The 17,668-nt window shown below is 63.9% G+C and carries 14 protein-coding genes and 1 tRNA gene; 4 read left to right on the top strand and 11 right to left on the bottom strand.

The features are described from left to right. The first annotated feature begins 4 nt into the window (after positions 1 to 4). Positions 5 to 1,615, top strand: a complete 1,611-nt coding sequence (gene pgi / locus ACP15N_RS01365; protein WP_425090422.1) for a glucose-6-phosphate isomerase — start codon at positions 5 to 7, stop codon at positions 1,613 to 1,615. Between the two features lie 18 nt (positions 1,616 to 1,633). On the opposite strand, the gene ACP15N_RS01360 is transcribed toward pgi, so the two are convergent. From ACP15N_RS01360 to ACP15N_RS01345, 4 genes are all read right to left on the bottom strand, one after another. Then, complete coding sequence (locus ACP15N_RS01360) at positions 1,634 to 2,125, bottom strand: acyl-CoA thioesterase (protein WP_425090421.1); 492 nt, start codon at positions 2,123 to 2,125, stop codon at positions 1,634 to 1,636. Positions 2,126 to 2,130: 5 nt separating this feature from the next. Then, positions 2,131 to 2,204 (bottom strand) — tRNA-Gly (locus ACP15N_RS01355). 56 nt (positions 2,205 to 2,260) lie between these two features. Beyond that, on the bottom strand, positions 2,261 to 4,312 hold the full coding sequence (locus ACP15N_RS01350; protein WP_425090420.1) for an ASKHA domain-containing protein: 2,052 nt from the start codon (positions 4,310 to 4,312) through the stop codon (positions 2,261 to 2,263). A 135-nt stretch (positions 4,313 to 4,447) separates the two neighbouring features. Next, positions 4,448 to 5,062, bottom strand: a complete 615-nt coding sequence (locus tag ACP15N_RS01345; RefSeq protein ID WP_425090419.1) for a DUF6778 family protein — start codon at positions 5,060 to 5,062, stop codon at positions 4,448 to 4,450. Between the two features lie 283 nt (positions 5,063 to 5,345). Here ACP15N_RS01345 and ACP15N_RS01340 point away from each other — a divergent pair, with 283 nt between their 5' ends. Next, positions 5,346 to 6,389: an AraC family transcriptional regulator ligand-binding domain-containing protein gene (locus ACP15N_RS01340; RefSeq protein WP_425090418.1), complete on the top strand. Its 1,044-nt coding sequence runs from the start codon at positions 5,346 to 5,348 to the stop codon at positions 6,387 to 6,389. Here the strand turns inward: ACP15N_RS01340 and ACP15N_RS01335 are convergent, their stop codons facing one another. Beyond that, the gene (locus tag ACP15N_RS01335) at positions 6,390 to 7,349 is read right to left on the bottom strand and encodes a methyltetrahydrofolate cobalamin methyltransferase (protein WP_425090417.1); all 960 of its coding nucleotides are present in this window, start codon (positions 7,347 to 7,349) and stop codon (positions 6,390 to 6,392) included. It lies immediately after the preceding gene. Between the two features lie 33 nt (positions 7,350 to 7,382). Then, complete coding sequence (locus ACP15N_RS01330; RefSeq protein WP_425090416.1) at positions 7,383 to 7,679, bottom strand: virulence factor; 297 nt, start codon at positions 7,677 to 7,679, stop codon at positions 7,383 to 7,385. A gap of 247 nt (positions 7,680 to 7,926) precedes the next feature. Here ACP15N_RS01330 and ACP15N_RS01325 point away from each other — a divergent pair, with 247 nt between their 5' ends. Beyond that, positions 7,927 to 9,105: a Ppx/GppA phosphatase family protein gene (locus ACP15N_RS01325; RefSeq protein WP_425090415.1), complete on the top strand. Its 1,179-nt coding sequence runs from the start codon at positions 7,927 to 7,929 to the stop codon at positions 9,103 to 9,105. Beyond that, positions 9,105 to 9,827, top strand: a complete 723-nt coding sequence (locus ACP15N_RS01320) for an RlmE family RNA methyltransferase (RefSeq protein ID WP_425090414.1) — start codon at positions 9,105 to 9,107, stop codon at positions 9,825 to 9,827. The genes ACP15N_RS01325 and ACP15N_RS01320 overlap by 1 nt, the downstream gene beginning before the upstream one ends. Positions 9,828 to 9,873: 46 nt before the next feature. Here the strand turns inward: ACP15N_RS01320 and cysG are convergent, their stop codons facing one another. From cysG to nirB, 5 genes are read right to left on the bottom strand one after another with little or no spacing between them, the layout of a single operon-like run. After that, on the bottom strand, positions 9,874 to 11,262 hold the full coding sequence (gene cysG / locus ACP15N_RS01315) for a siroheme synthase CysG (protein WP_425090413.1): 1,389 nt from the start codon (positions 11,260 to 11,262) through the stop codon (positions 9,874 to 9,876). A gap of 18 nt (positions 11,263 to 11,280) precedes the next feature. Continuing rightward, on the bottom strand, positions 11,281 to 12,255 hold the full coding sequence (locus ACP15N_RS01310; protein WP_425090412.1) for a glycosyl transferase family protein: 975 nt from the start codon (positions 12,253 to 12,255) through the stop codon (positions 11,281 to 11,283). Continuing rightward, a complete protein-coding gene (locus ACP15N_RS01305; RefSeq protein ID WP_425090411.1) occupies positions 12,252 to 14,885 on the bottom strand; it encodes a molybdopterin-dependent oxidoreductase in 2,634 nt (877 codons plus the stop codon). Before ACP15N_RS01305 ends, ACP15N_RS01310 begins: the two co-directional genes overlap by 4 nt. Continuing rightward, positions 14,882 to 15,220 carry a nitrite reductase small subunit NirD gene (nirD, locus tag ACP15N_RS01300; RefSeq protein WP_425090410.1) on the bottom strand — a complete coding sequence of 113 codons (339 nt, stop codon included), beginning with the start codon at positions 15,218 to 15,220 and terminating at the stop codon, positions 14,882 to 14,884. The genes ACP15N_RS01305 and nirD overlap by 4 nt, the downstream gene beginning before the upstream one ends. Beyond that, complete coding sequence (gene nirB, locus ACP15N_RS01295) at positions 15,217 to 17,658, bottom strand: nitrite reductase large subunit NirB (protein WP_425090409.1); 2,442 nt, start codon at positions 17,656 to 17,658, stop codon at positions 15,217 to 15,219. The genes nirD and nirB overlap by 4 nt, the downstream gene beginning before the upstream one ends. Positions 17,659 to 17,668: the final 10 nt, after the last annotated feature.

Raw genomic sequence — 17,668 nt, 5'->3', positions numbered from 1 at the left:
CGCGATGAGTTACTGGGACAGGCTTCGCTGCCATCACACCCAAACACAGGCGCGGGGCATCAGGGACCTGATGAGCGACCCGAACCGGGCGACCGGGTTTTCGCTGCGGTGGGACGGGATCCTGTTCGACTATTCCAAGACCTCCATCGATACGGTGGCGCGCGACCTGTTGATCGATCTGGCCAGCGACGCCGGGGTCGAAGCCCGGCGCGATGCGATGTTTGCCGGGGTGCGCATCAATGAAACCGAGGACCGGGCGGTGCTGCATACCGCCTTGCGCAACCTCGACAGCAGCGTGACAGTGGACGGCGTCGACGTGATGTCCGAGGTGCGCGGAACCCTTGCGCGGATGAGCACGTTTGCCGATGCGGTGCGCAGCGGCCAGGCGCGCGGGGCAGGCGGGTCGATCACGGACGTGATCAATATCGGCATCGGCGGATCCGACCTTGGCCCGGCCATGGCGACGCTTGCACTCCACCCCTTTGCCGATGGTCCGCGCGTGCATTTCGTGTCCAATATCGATGGCGCACAGATCGCGCAGGCGCTGTCTGCCTGCGACCCCACCCGCACGCTGGTGATCGTTGCGTCAAAGACCTTTACCACGATCGAGACGATGACGAATGCCCAGACCGCCAAGACCTGGATGGAGGCGGGCGGGGGGAGCATCGCGTCCCAGTTCGCGGCTGTGTCGACTTCGGCAGAGCGTACCGCTGCGTTCGGGATTCCGGCAGACCGGGTGTTTGGTTTCGCCGATTGGGTTGGTGGCCGGTATTCCATGTGGGGGCCGATCGGACTGAGCCTGATGCTTGCCATCGGTCCGTCGGATTTCCGTGCGTTTCTGGCCGGTGGCGCTGCGATGGACCTTCATTTTAAGACTGCGCCGCTCGATCAGAATATGCCGGTTCTTCTCGCGCTTGTCGGCATTTGGCACCATCAGGTTTGTGGCTATGCCACCCGTGCCGTGCTGCCCTATGACCAGCGGCTGGCGCGGTTGCCAGCCTATCTCCAGCAACTCGAGATGGAGAGTAACGGGAAATCCGTCGCGATGGACGGCACGCATCTTCCGCAATCCGCGGGACCCGTCGTCTGGGGCGAGCCGGGTACGAATGGACAACATGCGTTCTATCAGTTGATCCATCAGGGGCGGCAGGTTGTCCCGTGCGAGTTCCTCGTGGCCGCGAAAGGGCACGAGCCGCAGCTTGCCCACCAGCACGCCTTGCTGGTCGCCAACTGCCTTGCGCAGTCCGAAGCGCTCTTGCAGGGCCGGTCGCTGGAGGTCGCGCGGGCAATGATGGCGGAGGCCGGGCTCACGGGTGCGGAGCTTGAACGGCAGGCCCGGCATCGGGTCTTCGAAGGTAACCGCCCGTCGACAACACTGGCGTATCCGATGCTCACACCCGAGATGCTCGGCAGGATTATCGCACTCTATGAACACCGGGTTTTCGTCGAAGGTGTCATACTGGGCATCAACAGCTTCGATCAGTGGGGTGTGGAATTGGGCAAGGAACTTGCAACAGCCCTCGGTCCGGTTCTGGCCGGAGAGGTTGCGGCCGACGCCAAGGATCCCTCAACGAGGCAACTCGTGCACTACGTACAGCAGGCGCGAACAGACTAGGCGCGCGCTGCGTGTCGGTCAGGTCTGTCGCGGCATTGCGCCATCCCGGCTGCGCATGATCTCGCGCATTGGCTCGGTCAGCGCAAACCCTGTTTTGCCATCCTGTTCGAGCAGGACGATAACCGCGTGCCCCTCGATCGCGCAGCGCCCATCCGCAAAGACCGCATAGTCCATCGTGAACGAGGTGCGCCCGAACTCGCGTGTCCGGGCGGTCAGTACGTAATCCTGTCCGAGAAAGAGCGGTGCGTGATAGCTGGCGCCGACCGCCCGCATGACCAGCATCGGCTCCCCAGGCGCGTACTGATACAGGTCGTATTCGCGCAGATAATGCACGCGCAGGTTTTCGAACCAGCTGAAGCAGACGGCGTTGTTGACGTGGTTCAGGGCGTCAATCTCATGAAACCGAACCCGGTCGCGCATCCCGAAATTCCACGGCTCCGGCACGCCCAGGGCGCGCAACTCATCCGGGCTGAGGGGGGCAAGCGGCGGTATGTCTGTTGGATCGGTCATGAAACTGGAGCGGGTAACGGGAATCGAACCCGTAACTTAAGCTTGGGAAGCTCGCGTGATACCTTTTCACCATACCCGCACCGTCGGGCGGATGTATCCAAGCTACCGTTCAAGGTCAATTGCCCTTCTTCATTTTCAGGCACGCCGCCGTCTGCGCCGACTGCCTGCCTCGCTGCCCGATTGCCCGGTGTTGAATGAAACCGCCGGCAACGTGACTGCGGCGGCCAAATTCGGCGCCACGGCGGAGGCATGCGGAATGGCATTTGCGGCGACAAAATGCTCCTGGAACCTTGGTTCGATTGCGGTTTCAACCTTTGTGATCTGCCGCACCGTTGCCTCGACGCTGCGGCGGGCCGCGACGGAGCACAGGGCCATGCGCGCCCCCGTTCCCGCGGCATTGCCGGCCGACACAACCTTGTCGAGTGGCGCGTCGGGGATCATGCCCAGAACCATCGCGTGCAGCGGCGAGATATGAGCGCCGAAGGCCCCGGCCAGCGTAACGCGGTCCACCCGATCCACGCCCAACTCGTCCATCAGCAGGCGTGCCCCCGCGTAGAGGGCAGACTTCGCAAGCTGGATCGCGCGGATATCGCCCTGTGTCACCGCGATCAAGGGGCCGTTTTCCGCACGACCGTCATGGAGCACATATGCATATGTGCGGCCTTCGGGAATGCTGCGGGCGGTGCCGGTCTGCTCCGGTCCCCCGATCAGGCCCGACGGATCAACCAGCCCGGCCATGCGCATCTCTGCGACCGCCTCGATAATGCCTGATCCACAGATGCCGGTGATGCCAAGGTCAGCTGCCGCCAGATAAAAACCGGGGTCGTCTGACCACAGCTCGGACCCGATAATCCGGAACCGGGGTTCCTTGGTGACGGGATCGATCCGCACACGCTCGATCGCGCCGGGCGCGGCGCGTTGGCCGGCGCTGATCTGCGCGCCCTCGAACGCCGGGCCGGTGGGGGAGGAACATGCGAGCACACGGTCGCGGTTGCCCAGAAGGATTTCCGCGTTGGTGCCGACATCAACGATCAGGGTCAGTTCCTCTGACTGCTCAGGTGCCTCTGACAAGGCAACCGCAGCGGCGTCTGCGCCCACATGCCCGGCGATGCAGGGCAGGATATAGGCCTGCGCCGTGGCGGGCAGCACCGTGAGGTCAAGCTCTGCCGCAGGCATGTCCATCGCGTCCGACGCGGCGAGGGCAAAGGGAGCCTGACCCAACTCCGTCGGATCGAGCCCCAGCAGCAGGTGGTGCATCACCGGATTGCAGACAAACGTCGCCTCCAGGATGTGGGCCGGGTCGATCTCGGCCTCCTGCGCGGCCTCCTCGACCAGCCGGTTGAGTGCGGCTCGAACCTCGGTGGTCATTTCGTCCGCACCGCCCTCATTCATCATTGCGTAGGACACGCGGGACATCAGGTCCTCTCCGAAGCGGATCTGCGGGTTCATCACGCCGGTGGCTGCAATCACATTGCCCGTGGCGAGATCGCAAAGGTGCCCGGCAATGGTGGTGGAGCCCAAATCCACCGCGAGGCCGTAGATAGGCCCCTCGAAAAACCCCGGCCAGACCCCGATGATTTGTCCGGGCGCTGCGGTGTCGCGGTGGTGGACGGCCAGCGTCACCTCCCACTTGCCCCGTCTCAGGACGCTTTGCAGCTGCGGCAGCAACGCGCGCGCCAATGTGATGTCGGCCAGGCCCCACTGATCTTCAAGAGCTTGAAAGAGCCGTTCCTTGTCGCCCAATGGGTGATGCATGTCCGGTTCTTCGACGCGCACAAGGTACAATCTCGTCGCGGGATCGACGACGATCTCGCGTGCTTCGGCGCGTTTGCGCACGACCTGCTTGTGCACCTGGCTTTCGGGCGGAACGTCGATCACGACATCGCCCTGAACCGTGGCCTGGCACCCGAGGCGCCGCCCGTCGATCAACCCGCGTTTGGACTTGTACCGTTCCTCGACCGCATTCCAGTCCGAAAGGGCGGTCTCCAAGACATCAACACCATGTTTCGGGAACGCGCCGAAGGAGGGGGTGATCTGACAGCGAGAGCAGATGCCGCGGCCGCCGCAGACCGAATCCAGGTCAACCCCCAACTGGCGCGCTGCGGTAAGGACAGGCGTTCCGAGGGCAAACCGCCCCCGTTTTCCCGAGGGGGTGAAAATAACAAGGGGGTCGGTTTCGCGCGTCATCAGGATCAGCTTTCCAGTCACTCTGCCTGCCATAGATAATGCCGCCGGCAGCGGACCACAGCAAAAAGGCGACCGACCGGTCGCCTTTTTCGTCACGTAGATTATGAATTTGGCTCAGCCGTCGTCGGGCGCTGCTCAGCGCCCCAGGCGCGTGAATTCCGCGCGATTGTCCGGCCCCACGCCCAGAAAACCCGCGACAGTTTCGGCAACATGCTGCGTGATGCGGACCTTTTGCGTCTGTCCGGCGGCAAGAGCATCGATAGAGTCCTGCCCGGTGAAGGCCACCAGATCCGACTGGATCGGCGTTGCCGGGACAAGCACAGCGCCGGTTCCGGCGTCTGTCACCTGGAGCGTGAAGTTGATGTTGTGCACGCCTTCTTGTGACAGGCGCACACGGGCGTAGTCGGACAGCGCATGGAAGCGGGACACAACCACCTGAATATCGACCGGTCGCGAGCCCGGAAGTGCCGAGGCCCCGCGCCGGACCGCGTCGGTCATGATCGCATCGACTTGCGCATGGCGGGTTGTGCCCGTTGGAAGCAACTCTTCCTGCCAGACAATATCGGTTGAGGGGGCATAGACGTTCGCTTCGCCAACGGAGAGTGTCAGCGGAACATCAACGGAGACGGAGTTCAGTCTCCAGTTCTTGGATACATCCGACGAAACCGGGGCATCATATGCGGTCTGCCAGGACGCACAGCCGACCAGCAGCGTCAGGATTGCGGCCGCAATCACGGATCTTACACTCATTGATGGCTCCTGTATTCTGGCCAACCACTCATAAACAGCACTCGGTAAACATATCGGTAACGCGTGCCAAGGACCATGTTCGGCCCGGATCAACCAAGCTTAGGTACGCTTTCTTGCGCGAACTGCTTCAATCAGCAACAGTTTTCACAATTGTTTTGCATTTGGAAAGGGCCTGCGTGCTCGGCAAGCACGGTTCTGCCGACCTGCCCAAGGTCCTCGAACGTGACAGCCCGATGCATTTCCACACTTGTTCCGCCACCGGGGCGCTTCTACGGTCGGCGCCATGTCCAGTATCGGTCCAACTGTTTTACTTGTCAGTGATTTGGCGCAGCGCTTGCGCCACTCTTTTCCGCAGGTTTCCATCGACGCTCTTTCGGACGGGCTTGACCTGCCGGACCTTGCCAGCGCCGCGCCGGAAACACGCATTTCGGTGCATGATGAAGCGGCCTTCGTGCAGCGCGCCTGCGAGGCGACGGGCGACATCGACTTCGGCTTTGATGCGGGTCTGTCCCACAATCACCCAAGCAACCTGCCCGGATATATCGCGCGCCACTCCCCGACGCTTCGCGAAGGTATCCTCGCCGCCCGGCGCTACACCAGCACCGTGCGGCCGGGGCTTGAGTTTTCCCTGCGTGAAACCGGCAACATCGCCGCACTGACGCTTGACATAACCGACCCCAAACTGCGTGCCTTTTCCCGGTATTTCGAGATGATCTACGGCGCAGTGACCACGCAGATCCGGAATTTTACCGGGCGCGCGTTCTATCCCGACGGGTTGTCTTTCACCCACGCGCGCACCGCACCCAACCCGAAAGTGCGGGCGCGTATAGGCTGCGATATCGAGTTTTCGGCCACCCGGATCGAGATGCTGATCGGCCATGCGACGCTCGATGCGCCGATGATTTCGCGGGATGATCTGCTGCGCGCCTTTCTGATGGCCGAAGGGGATCGCGCGCTGGACGCCATGCAGATGCCGGCCCGGACCATTGAGGAAACGGTAGAGCTTCTGGTGGAGGGGTGTTTTCCTGACCGGTTGCCCAGCCTTGGCGAAATCGCGCAGGAAATGGGGTTGTCGACGCGCAGCCTATCGCGCCGTTTGCAGGAAGCTCAAACAAGTTTCAAGGAGATCCTGAGCCATGTGCGGCTGCGGCTGGCAATGCGGGAGTTGACCGAAAGCGACATGCCCGTCAGCCAGACCGCGTATCGGCTGGGCTACGCGAACCAAAGCGCCTTCGCGACAGCATTCCGCCGGGAAACGGGGCTGAGCCCCAGCGCCTATCGCAAGAAACAGATCGCCGCGCGTGAGGCGCTGGCGGGCCAGGGCTGATCACCCGCGTCGACGCCGCCGTCCGCCGCGCCCGCCGCCCGCACTGGCCACCGCCTGCGACGCCTCGCCAAACGGGGTTCCGGCCTTGTGCGCCTCCATCACGCGGGCGAACTTGATCCATTCAGTGCCGTTGGCGTCGTTGTTCATCAACAGGTTGGCGGCGCGGATGGCCTCCATCTCCTGCGGGCGGATCGGGTTCATGATGGCGCTTGTCATGCCAGCCGTGATCGCCATCGGCAAAAAGGCCGCGCCCAGCCCATGCCGGTTCGGCAGGCCGAAGCTGACATTGGACGCCCCACAGGTCGTGTTCACCCCAAGCTCGTCGCGCAATCGGCGCACGAGGGTGAACACCTGTTGCCCGGCGGTGGCCATGGCACCGATCGGCATGACAAGGGGATCGACGACGATGTCACTGGCGGGAATGCCGTAATCGGCGGCATGCTCCACGATCTTCTTGGCCACGGCAAAGCGGACGTCCGGGTCCTCGGAGATGCCCGTATCGTCGTTGGAGATCGCGACAACCGGCACGTTGTACTTCTTGACCAAGGGCAGGATGGCCTCCAGCCGGTCTTCCTCGCCGGTCACGGAATTCACCAGCGGGCGACCATGGGCCACCTCCAGTCCGGCCTCAAGCGCACCGGGCACGGAACTGTCGATCACGAGCGGCACCTCCACGAGGCTCTGCACGAGATCGATCATCTTGCGCATCAGCGGCGGTTCGGTCTCGTTCGGGTTCGGGTTGGAGTTGTAGACAACCCCCGCGTTCACATCGAGGACCATGGCACCGCAGGCGACCTGTTCCAGCGCATCCTTCTCCACGGTGGAGAAATCTCCCGCCTCAAGCTCGGCCGCCAGTTTCTTGCGGCCCGTCGGGTTGATCCGCTCGCCGATCACGCAGAACGGCTGATCAAAGCCGATGGTGACAGTCTGGGACTTGGATTCAAGAACAGTGCGGTTCATGGGGGTCTCTCGCAAATAAGGGGTGGGGCGGGCTCAGGCCCAACCGTCGCGCTCAATCAGCGCCTTGAGTTTCTCTGCGTCATAGGTGGTTTCGAGCCGGGCATGCTCCGCCTCGGCGATCTCGGACGCGTCGCCGTCCATGGTCACGGGGTCGGCCTTGCGCCATTCGGCCAGATACGCATCCGTGTCGCGCGCGCCGACTTTCATGGCGCAGCGATCGATGGCTTGTTCGAACCGCTCGGACAATTGCCGCTTGGCCGCACGGCGGCCCTTGCCGACAATGACCTGGGCCGGAATATCGCGCCAGTAGACGATGGTTACCTCGGGCATGATCCTCCCTTTCGTGTCCAGTTCTTTGGTCTAGCCACACCTCGTGACACCTGACCGGTCCGTTTTCGACACATGTGCAGACGCCACCGACCTTCTATGCGCTCGATGCCTTTGCGGCCAGATCGGCGCGTCGGAAAAATCCTCAGTATCTTTATGAGCGGATCTGCGGGCGCAGGTGTGCGTTAACCTACACCGACTTGCCGGTTTTTACGCAAGCGCCTATGGTCATGGTTAAGGAGTTTCACTCATGCCCAAACGGCCCCGGCGCAGGGGAAAACCAAAGCTCAAGTCCGTACCCGATACCGGCGCGCTTCTGGCGCAGCAGGGGGCGGAGCCACACGCCGGTTTTGCGAAGACTGCCGCGCATGCCAGTGAACGGCCCGATCCTGCGGATCTCTACGCGGCGCTCGATCTGGGCACGAACTCCTGCCGGATGCTGATCGCCCAGCCCAAGGGCAGCCAGTTTCACGTGGTCGACAGTTTTTCGAAATCCGTGCAACTGGGCCACGGTTTGGAGGCGTCCGGCAAGTTGAGCCGCGCGTCTATGGCGCGCACGGTCGGCGCTTTGAAGATCTGCCAGCGGAAACTGGCGGAACACCGGGTCAAACGGATGCGTCTTGTGGCGACCGAGGCGTGCCGCCGGGCCACGAACGCGCGCGACTTCATCTCGCTGGTGCAACGTGACACGAGCCTCGCGCTGGAGATCATCGAACCGGAGGAGGAGGCCCGTCTGGCCGTCGTGTCCTGCGCGCCGCTTGTTTCAGTCCGGACGGAACAGTTGCTGGTGGTCGATATCGGCGGCGGCTCGACAGAGCTTGTGTGGATCGATCTCTCCGGGGTGCCCAAGGTAGAACGCCCTGCGGCCATCATGCGCCTGCACGCGGGGTTCGAGGGGCCCGATACCGGGCAGGCGGCCGCGCGGGTTGTCGACTGGATTTCCGTCCCGCTGGGGGTGGCGACACTCAAGGACCAGTTCTCAGACGTCGCGGACGATGCGGCGCGCTTTGCGTTGATGAGTTGGTTTTTCGAGGAAAACCTTGCCGAATTCTCACCCTATAACGAGCCGGATCAGGTGCGGGAGGGGTTCCAGATCATCGGGACCTCGGGCACGGTCACGACCGTCGCGGCGAGCCATCTGAACCTGCGCCGTTACGACCGCAACAAGGTCGACGGGCTGCGCATGACCTCTGACCAGATCGACACTGTCATTCAGGGCTATCTTGCGCTGGGGCCCGAAGGGCGTCGTAAGGACGCCCGGATCGGGCGTGACCGGCAGGCCCTGATCATGTCCGGGGCTGCGATCCTTCAGGCGCTGCTGCGGGTCTGGCCCACCGATCGCTTGTCGGTTGCGGATCGGGGATTGCGCGAAGGGTTGCTCTACGCGCAGATGAGCGCAGATGGCGTGCTGGAGGAAGGCCCCTTCTGATGCCTAAAAAAGCCGGAAATTCAGGGCGCGGGCAGCGCGATCTGCGCGTGAAGGTCAAGACCGCGCGCGGTCGGCGGCTGAGCTCCACCCTATGGCTGGAACGCCAACTCAACGACCCTTACGTCCAGCGTGCAAAGCGCGAAGGGTACCGGGGCCGCGCGGCGTATAAAATCTCCGAGATCGACGACAAGTTCCGGTTCCTTGTCCCTGGAGCGCGCGTGGTCGATCTGGGCTGTGCGCCGGGTGGCTGGTGCCAGGTCGCCGTCAAACGCGTCAACGCGCTGGGGGAGAAATCCGGCAAGGCACAAGGGTCGGTTCTGGGCGTCGATCTGAAAGAGATCGACCCGGTTCCCGGCGCCGAAACCCATGTTCTGGATTTCATGGCCGACGGCGCGGACGATCAGGTCAAGGCCTGGCTCGGCGGCGGCGCGGATGTGGTGATGTCGGACATGGCCGCCGCGAGTTCGGGGCACAAGCAAACCGACCATCTGAGGATCGTGGCCCTGTGCGAGGCCGCGGCGTACCTGGCCTTCGACATTCTCGAACCAGGGGGCACGTTCGTCGCCAAGGTTCTTGCCGGTGGCGCCGAAGGGGAGCTGCAAACGCTTCTGAAGAAGTCGTTCGACAAGGTCGTGAATTTCAAGCCCGAGGCGAGCCGGTCCGACAGCTCGGAGAAGTTTGTCGTGGCAACCGGGTTTCGTGGATCACCCCACGCCGATTGATCCAAACCACCTGCCTTCTTGTGCAAAAAGATTACTTATCAGGTGCTTAACCCGCAATGCTCAGACGCGGAATCATCTCGGCCGCCTCCGATTTCGGGTTGCGGATCAACAGGATCGCTGGGTTCGTGATCCGGGCTTCCGCCATGTCCTCCACCAACCGCCCGAGGGACGTTCTCAATTTACGCTCGTCCGGGTGACCCGCGGAGGCCACGACTGTCACGGGGCGCTCCGGTGCATGACCATCAGCCATAAGGCTGTCCCGGATCTGCCCGGCGCTGGCAACACCCATGTAGATCGCCAATGCAACGCCCGGCACGCACTGGCTGCCCCAGTCGGGGCGTCCGTCTCCGGGTTTCAGATGCCCGGTGGTCAGGGTCACGCTTTCGATCTCTCCGCGCGTTGTCAGGCCCTCTTTCAACGTGGCCGCTGCGGCGGAAGCCGCGGTGATGCCGGGCACCACCTCAACGCTCAGGTCGGCGGCTTCGAGCGCGCCGATCTCTTCCTCCAGCCGGGCAAAAATCGCGGGGTCCCCACATTTCAGGCGGACGACTTTCTTGCCCTCGCGCGCGGCCTGCACAAGGACGGCGTTGATGCGATCCTGCGGCCAGCTGGCGGCACCGGGCGTCTTGCCTACAAGGACCCGCTCTGCGTCCCGGCGGGCCAGTTCAAGAACCGCCGGATCGACCAGCCGGTCATAGAATATCACGTCCGCCTCCTGCAAACGCTGCACGCCGCGCAAGGTCATCAGGTCTGCGCCGCCCGGGCCTGCGCCGACGATGGAAACCGCGGCACGATCTTCGCGCGGCGCGCCGCCAGAGATGATGGCGTCCTTGATCAGTTGCGCAGCCTCGCGTTCCGCTCCGGCCTTGTGGCGCGCGCGGGGGCTGCCCGAGAAAACCCACCGCCACAGGTTGCGGCGGTCCTTGGGCTGAAGCCGCGCTGCGGCGGGGCGCAACCGACCGGCCAGCGCCGCCAGATCGCCCAGTTTCGGTTCCAGCACCTCCTCCAGCTTCGACTTGATCTGCCGGGCCAGCACCGGCGCGGTTCCCTCGGTCCCGATCGCCACCACGACCGGATCGCGGTCCACGATCGACGGGGTCAAGGCGTCGCACAATTCGGGCTGATCCACGACATTGGCCAAGGCGCCTGCATCCTGCAGCAGTGCATGCAAAGCGTGCGCGGACCCGGGGCAATCCGTCGCCACGAACACCAGCGCTGCTGCCGCAAGGCGGTCTTGCGTGGGCACCTCGCGCAGCCAACTGATCCGGTTCTCGGACGCGAGGCCTGCGAGCTCGTCGTCAAGCTCTGGCCAGCAGAGCGTGATCCGCGCCTCTGTCTTCAGCATCAGGCGGCATTTCTGGGCGGCCTGTTCTCCGCCGCCAAGGATCACGACCTCGCGGTCTTTCATGCGCAGAAACATCGGGAAGGTTTGCATCTCAGTCTCCGTTCTGTCTCAGGCGGCCAAATCAGGGCGGCGGGTGCGCCAAAGGTGCTGTGCAAGGCTTTCTGCCGCGTCGAGTGTTTCGGCAGCATCCAACGCAAGCAGGGCGAGCGCGGCTGTGCCTGCGATCGTCTTCTCAACCGCCGCATTGGTTTGGCGTCCATGCCAGATGTCCACCAGGTCCGAAGGGTCATCGGGCAAGTCCGACAGGCGGCGCACGCCGTTCATCAGCGCCGGCGCCGGGGCGAAGGGCCCGCCGTCAGTTGCGAAGCCGTGGCACGCGGTTTCCTTTCCGACGAAGCGTTCGAATTCGCCGCCGCCGCCCTTGATCACCATCATGGCGCGGTCGCCAAGCGCGGCGCAGGCCGCCACCTGCAAATCGCGGTAGGGCGGATGAAACACGCCCTGCACGGTCACGGGCGCGCCTGCGGGGTTTGCCACACGGCAAAGCGTGTTCACGCAGGAGCGCAGGCCAAGATGCGTGCGCAAGCCGAGCAGATCCTCAAGCCGGACGCTCAGGTCTTCAAGCGGGACATAAACGATCCCGTCGCGTTCAAGGGCGGCGCGCGCCGCCTCTGGTGTTGCGACCTGCGAAATTCCAAGCGGGGTCAGATGCGCGCGCAGCGCGGCCGCGCTCCCGTTCTTGCCGTGCAAGAACACCGGAAACCCGGCAGCAGCCACAAGTTTCGCGCTCAGCAGGTACCAGGGCAGACCGCGTGTGCGCCCGGCTGCATAGGAGGGCCAATCGAGCGCGGCGCCGGTCCCGGACCAGTCCCGCAGATGCGCGCGGACAGCTGCCGCGAACCCGGTGATCTCCTCCTCGGTCTCTCCGCGCAACCGCAACACCATGAGCAAGGCCCCGATCGCTTCGGGCGCTGCATGCCCTGCAAGGATCGCGGTCATCGCCTCCTGTGCCTCTGCGCAAGTCAGCGCTCGGGCGCGTCCCGGGCCGCGCGCCACGGTGCGGATATGGGCCGCGATGCTCACTCGGCGGCCAATTTGACTGGCGAAACAGCATCGATCAGCGCCTGGAGTTCCGGTTTGCAGGAGCCGCAATTCGTGCCGGCATTCAGGCATGAACCCAAAGCCGCGACCGTGGTATGGCCAGCCTCGATCGCGCGGCGCAGATCGTTCACGCCGACGTCGAAACAAGCGCAGACGGTTGCGCCCGCATCGGGCCTGTCTTCGCCGGGTACGCCTGCAAGGGCAAGCAGGGCAGCGCATTCCGTGCCAAGCAAGGCCACAGCGTGGCTGCGCGACAGGGCGACCGGCTCGGGTGCCGCGAAGAACAGTCCGACGATCCGGGTGCCTTCGACGATTGCGACCCGGGCAATCCCACGCGCGGGATCTTCAAACACGCTGGCGGTTCCAGTGGTCAGGTTCAGGACGGTCCGCGCTTCGGCTTCCCAATCGCGGGGGCGCTTCACCCCTGCGATTTCCGCACGCCACCCGGTTTTCGCCCGCGCGATGGCTGCGTATGGGCGGGTCGGCACCATCTGCGCGGTGGAGGCCGCAAACCCGTACCAGCCAGCATCAAACCGTTCCACCCGGACGTGTGCGCCCTTGAGCGCGGGTTGTCCCGACACCGGATCGACCCGTGCGGCAACCAGCGTATTCACCCGACCCTTGGACGACACGATGTCGGTCCAGTGCATGGGCGCAAACACAACACCCTTTTGCGCGCGGTCGGTGATCATGACACGCAGGCGCGCTTCGCCCTCCGGCGCGATCAGCCGCGCGATCTCCGCATCCATCAGCCCGATCTCTTCGGCATCCAGAGGATGTATTTCAAGGTAGGGTTCTGCCATATGCGCCCCAAGGCGCGGCGCGCGCCCAGTGCGCGTCATCGTGTGCCAATGGTCGCGCACGCGGCCGGTGTTCAGGCGGAGCGGGTAGGCGTCCGGCGTGATGGCAAGCGGCGCGGGCGGTGTGATCGGCAGCATCCGGGCCTTGCCATCGGCGTGGAAGAACCCGCCATCGGCAAAGAACCGCCGCCGCGCAGGTGCACGCGCGATGACTGGCCAGAGCGTGGGTTTCAGCGCGTCGAAGGCCGCATCGGTCAGGTCTGCAAGCCCGCTGATATCGAAATCACGCCCAAACCGCGCAGCCATTCCGGACATTGCGGCATACTCGCGGAACACTTCTGCCGCGGAGCGGAAATCGAACGCATCGCGCCATCCCATCCTTCGCCCGACATCTGCGATGATGTCCCAGTCCGCGCGGGCCGCGCCGGGGGCGGGCAGGAACGGGCGTTGGCGCGATATGCGACGCTCAGAATTCGTGACCGTTCCGGATTTCTCGCCCCAGCCCGTGGCGGGCAGCAGCACATTTGCCAGACGCCCGGTGTCGGTGTCCTCCAGAATGTCGGAGACAGCGACAAAGGGCACAGTGCGGATCGCGTCGGACACACCATCCGCGTCGGGCAGGCTGACAGCAGGGTTGGTCGACATCACCCAGAGCGCCTTGATCTTGCCCTCCGCGCAGGCCTTGAACAGGTCGACGGCCTTCAGCCCCGGTGCCGCTGGCATCTCAGGGGCCTCCCAGAACGCCTGCACCGCATCGCGGTGCTCGGTCACCTCAAGGTCCAGATGGCAGGCCAGCATGTTGGCCAATCCGCCAACCTCCCGCCCCCCCATCGCGTTGGGCTGCCCCGTCATCGAAAACGGCCCCATCCCAGCGCGCCCGATCCGGCCTGTGGCGAGGTGACAGTTGATGATCGCATTGACCTTGTCGGTGCCGCAGAAGGATTGGTTTACGCCTTGGCTGTAAAGCGTCACAACCTTCTCGGTGGAACACCACAGGTCGTAGAATGCGTCGAGTTCCGCCTGGCTCAGGCCGCTCTCGCTGGGGTCGGACTTGCTCGCGGCTTCCAAAGCAGCGTCATAGCCAGTGACATGGGCGCCGACATAGGCCCGGTCGTCCAGCCCGCGCGCGGCAATTTCCGCAAGCAGACCGTTGAACAGCGCGGAGTCGCCATCCGGACGGATCGAGAGTTGCAGATCGGCGAGGTTCGACGTGGCCGTCCGTCGCGGGTCGATCACGACCACCTTCAGGTTCGGACGCTCGACCTTTGCTGCTTGCAGACGCTGGAACAAGACCGGGTGGCACCACGCCAGGTTGGAGCCGACCAGAACGACCAGATCGGCCTCTTCAAAATCCTCATAAAGACCGGGAACCGTGTCCGTGCCGAACGCCCGTCGGTGCCCTGCCACCGAGGACGCCATGCAAAGCCGCGAATTCGTGTCGATATTGGCCGAGCCGATATAGCCCTTCATCAGCTTGTTGGCGACGTAGTAATCCTCGGTCAGCAACTGGCCCGAGACGTAGAAAGCCACGCTGTCTGGCCCGTGTTCGGCGACCGCCGCGCGGAACTTCTCCGCAACCAGATCGAGCGCCGCGTCCCAGCTTGCCTCACGTCCGTCGATCTGCGGCGCGAGAAGACGACCCTCGAGCCCGAGGGTCTCGCCGAGCGCCGAGCCCTTGGAACAGAGCCGCCCGTAGTTCGCCGGATGATCGGGGTCGCCCTTGATGGACCCGTCCGCCCCCGCCAGTACGCCGCAGCCGACGCCACAATAGGGGCAGGTGGTGCAAACGGGGCTGGCAGGTGTGTCGGTCATTCAGCGGCCATCCGGGACTGGAGAAAGCTGGTTTCCAGCAGGATACGGTCGCCGTCCAGACGGGCCGCATATGTGGGCACCTGTCCCTTGTCGGCCCCTTGTGCCTGACCTGTCTCAAGGCTGAACACCCAGTTGTGCAGCGGACAGGTTACGGAGGTGCCGTGCACGATGCCTTCGGACAACGGGCCGCCCTTGTGGGGGCACTTGTTTTCCAGTGCGTACACCTCGTCCGCGCCGGTGCGGAACACGGCCACGCACCCCATCGCGGTCTTGACCACGCGCGCGCCGCGTTGGGGAATGTCCTCCAGCGCGCCTATGTCGATCCAGTCGCTCATTCCGCAGCCTCCAGTTTGAAATCTGCAATCGGCTGATAGATGTCCGCGTTCTTCGCGGCTTCTTCGGCCCACGGGTCTTTCTGGTAGATGCTTTGCGACAGCTCGAACCGCGCGATCAGCGCAGCCCGCTCTTCGGGATCGAACACGCGCTCCTTGACCCAGTCGAGGCCGACTTTCGCCACCCATTTGTAAGGGCGGTCAAGGTACTTGGCGTTCTCGCGAAAGAGTTGCATGAATGCCGTTACATACGCGATCGCGTCCTCTTCGGTCTCTACATCCGCAAGGCGCTCGGTTTCCTTCACGTCCATGCCCGCAGCCCCGGCCACGCCGATCTGGTACCCGCTGTCGACACAGACCACGCCAATATCCTTGCAGGTGGCCTCCGCGCAGTTGCGTGGGCAGCCCGACACGGCCAGCTTGACCTTGTGCGGCGTCCACGAGCCCCAGAGCTTCTTCTCAAGCTTGATGCCGAGGCCGGTGCTGTCCTGCGTGCCGAAGCGGCAGTGATCCTTGCCCACGCAGGTCTTCACCGTGCGCAGGCCCTTGGCATAGGCATGGCCCGAGACCATCCCGGCCGCGTTGAGATCGCGCCATATCGCGGGCAGGTCTTCGCCCTTCACGCCCAGCAGGTCGATCCGCTGGCCCCCGGTCACATGGACGGTGGGGACGTTGTATTTCTCGGCCGCGTCCGCAATCGCGCGCAACTCGTCCGGCGTGGTCATCCCGCCCCACATCCTTGGGACAACCGAATAGGTGCCGTCCTTCTGGATGTTGGCGTGCTTGCGTTCGTTGATGAACCGGCTTTGCGGGTCGTCCTGATACTCCACCGGCCAATCAGCAAGCAGATAGAAGTTCAATGCCGGGCGGCACACATGGCACCCGCAGGAGGTTTTCCAGCCCAGCTCCTGCCAGACCGCGGCCATGGATTTCAGCTCCTGGCTCTTGATCATGCGGCGCACATCTTCATGCGCCAGATCGGTGCAGCCGCACATGGCCGCAGCCGCCGGGATGACGAAATCGTCGCCAAGCGTGACGCCCAGAACCTGTTCCACAAGGCCGGTGCAGGTGCCACAGGACCCGCTCGCCTTGGTGACGGCCCGCACAGCCGCCAGATCACCCGCGCCTGCGTTGATCGCAGCCACAATTTCCCCTTTGGATACGCCGTTGCAGCCGCAGATTTCTGCGTCATCCGGTAAGGCTGCAACGGCCGCCATAGGGTCCACGGCGGCCCCCCCTTGGTAAGCGGGTCCGAAGATGAGCGTATCGCGTATTTCAGTGACGGGCTCGCCGGACTGAATGAGCCCGAAGAACCAGTTGCTGTCAGACGTGTCGCCGTAGAACACCGCGCCGATCAGCTTGTCATCTTCCAGAACGAGGCGCTTGTAGACCCCGCGTGCCGGGTCGCGGAACACGATGTCCTCACGCCCCTCGCCATCGGCGAAATCGCCGGCAGAGAACAGATCGCAGCCCGTCACTTTCAGCTTGGTGGACAGCGATTTCTGCTCGAATGCCGCTGTTTCGCCGCAGAGGGTTTTGGCAAGCACCTTGGCCTGATCATAGAGCGGCGCGACCAGTCCGAAGATCGCCCCGTTGTGTTCAACACATTCGCCCACGGCCAGAATATCCGGGTCGGACGTGACCATCTGGTCATCCACGTGGATGCCCTTGCCAACAGCCAGTCCGGCCTCCTGCGCAAGTTGCACGTTGGGCCGGATGCCCACGGCCATCACCAGCAGATCGCAGGGTAGTTCGGTGCCGTCATCCAGCATCAGGGCTCTGACCTTGCCGTTCTCGCCCACGATCTCCTTGGAGTTGGCAGAGCACATCACGGTGATGCCCTTGTCGGTCAGCGCCTTGCGCAGCAGATAGCCCGCCGCCTCGTCCAGCTGCCGTTCCATCAGGTGCCCCATGATGTGGATCACGGTAACGTCCATCCCGCGCATCCGCAGACCGGCCGCAGCCTCCAGACCCAGCAAGCCACCCCCGATCACGACAGCTTTTGCGCCGGGCTTGGCAGAGGTGTCGATCATCCGGTTCGTATCGTCCAGATCGCGGTAGGCGATCACGCCGTCCAGATCGTGACCGGGCAGCGGAATGATGAACGGGTTCGACCCGGTGCCGAACATCAGCTTGTCGTACGCCACCGTGCCGTTCTCACCGGTCACGGTCTTGGCGTCGCGGTCGATCTCGAGCACCTTTTCTCCAAAGCGGCAGGTGACGCCGTGCGCGGCGTACCAGGCATCGTCATGGGTGACGATTTCGGCAAATGTCTTCTCGCCAGACAGAACCGGGGACAACATGATGCGGTTGTAATTGCCGCGCGGCTCTGCGTTGAACAGCGTGACATCCCAGTCATCGGGCGCTGCATCAAACAGGCATTCAAGGGCGCGGCCGGAGGCCATTCCAGCCCCGATAACGACCAGTCTTTGCTTGGGCATGGTTTCGCTT

Source organism: Tropicimonas sp. S265A (assembly GCF_049800835.1).
Lineage (GTDB): Bacteria > Pseudomonadota > Alphaproteobacteria > Rhodobacterales > Rhodobacteraceae > Dinoroseobacter.
This window is presented reverse-complemented; position numbering and strand designations above follow the sequence as displayed.

What these genes read in the sequence shown, in the direction of transcription:
- ACP15N_RS01350 (WP_425090420.1), bottom strand. Translation starts at nt 4,312, where the DNA reads ATGACGCGCGAAACCGACCCCCTTGTTATTTTCACCCCCTCGGGAAAA.
- cysG (WP_425090413.1), bottom strand. Translation starts at nt 11,262, where the DNA reads ATGCAAACCTTCCCGATGTTTCTGCGCATGAAAGACCGCGAGGTCGTG.
- ACP15N_RS01345 (WP_425090419.1), bottom strand. Translation starts at nt 5,062, where the DNA reads ATGAGTGTAAGATCCGTGATTGCGGCCGCAATCCTGACGCTGCTGGTC.
- ACP15N_RS01325 (WP_425090415.1), top strand. Translation starts at nt 7,927, where the DNA reads ATGCCCAAACGGCCCCGGCGCAGGGGAAAACCAAAGCTCAAGTCCGTA.
- ACP15N_RS01340 (WP_425090418.1), top strand. Translation starts at nt 5,346, where the DNA reads ATGTCCAGTATCGGTCCAACTGTTTTACTTGTCAGTGATTTGGCGCAG.
- ACP15N_RS01330 (WP_425090416.1), bottom strand. Translation starts at nt 7,679, where the DNA reads ATGCCCGAGGTAACCATCGTCTACTGGCGCGATATTCCGGCCCAGGTC.
- pgi (WP_425090422.1), top strand. Translation starts at nt 5, where the DNA reads ATGAGTTACTGGGACAGGCTTCGCTGCCATCACACCCAAACACAGGCG.
- ACP15N_RS01335 (WP_425090417.1), bottom strand. Translation starts at nt 7,349, where the DNA reads ATGAACCGCACTGTTCTTGAATCCAAGTCCCAGACTGTCACCATCGGC.
- ACP15N_RS01320 (WP_425090414.1), top strand. Translation starts at nt 9,105, where the DNA reads ATGCCTAAAAAAGCCGGAAATTCAGGGCGCGGGCAGCGCGATCTGCGC.
- ACP15N_RS01360 (WP_425090421.1), bottom strand. Translation starts at nt 2,125, where the DNA reads ATGACCGATCCAACAGACATACCGCCGCTTGCCCCCCTCAGCCCGGAT.
- nirD (WP_425090410.1), bottom strand. Translation starts at nt 15,220, where the DNA reads ATGAGCGACTGGATCGACATAGGCGCGCTGGAGGACATTCCCCAACGC.
- ACP15N_RS01305 (WP_425090411.1), bottom strand. Translation starts at nt 14,885, where the DNA reads ATGACCGACACACCTGCCAGCCCCGTTTGCACCACCTGCCCCTATTGT.
- nirB (WP_425090409.1), bottom strand. Translation starts at nt 17,658, where the DNA reads ATGCCCAAGCAAAGACTGGTCGTTATCGGGGCTGGAATGGCCTCCGGC.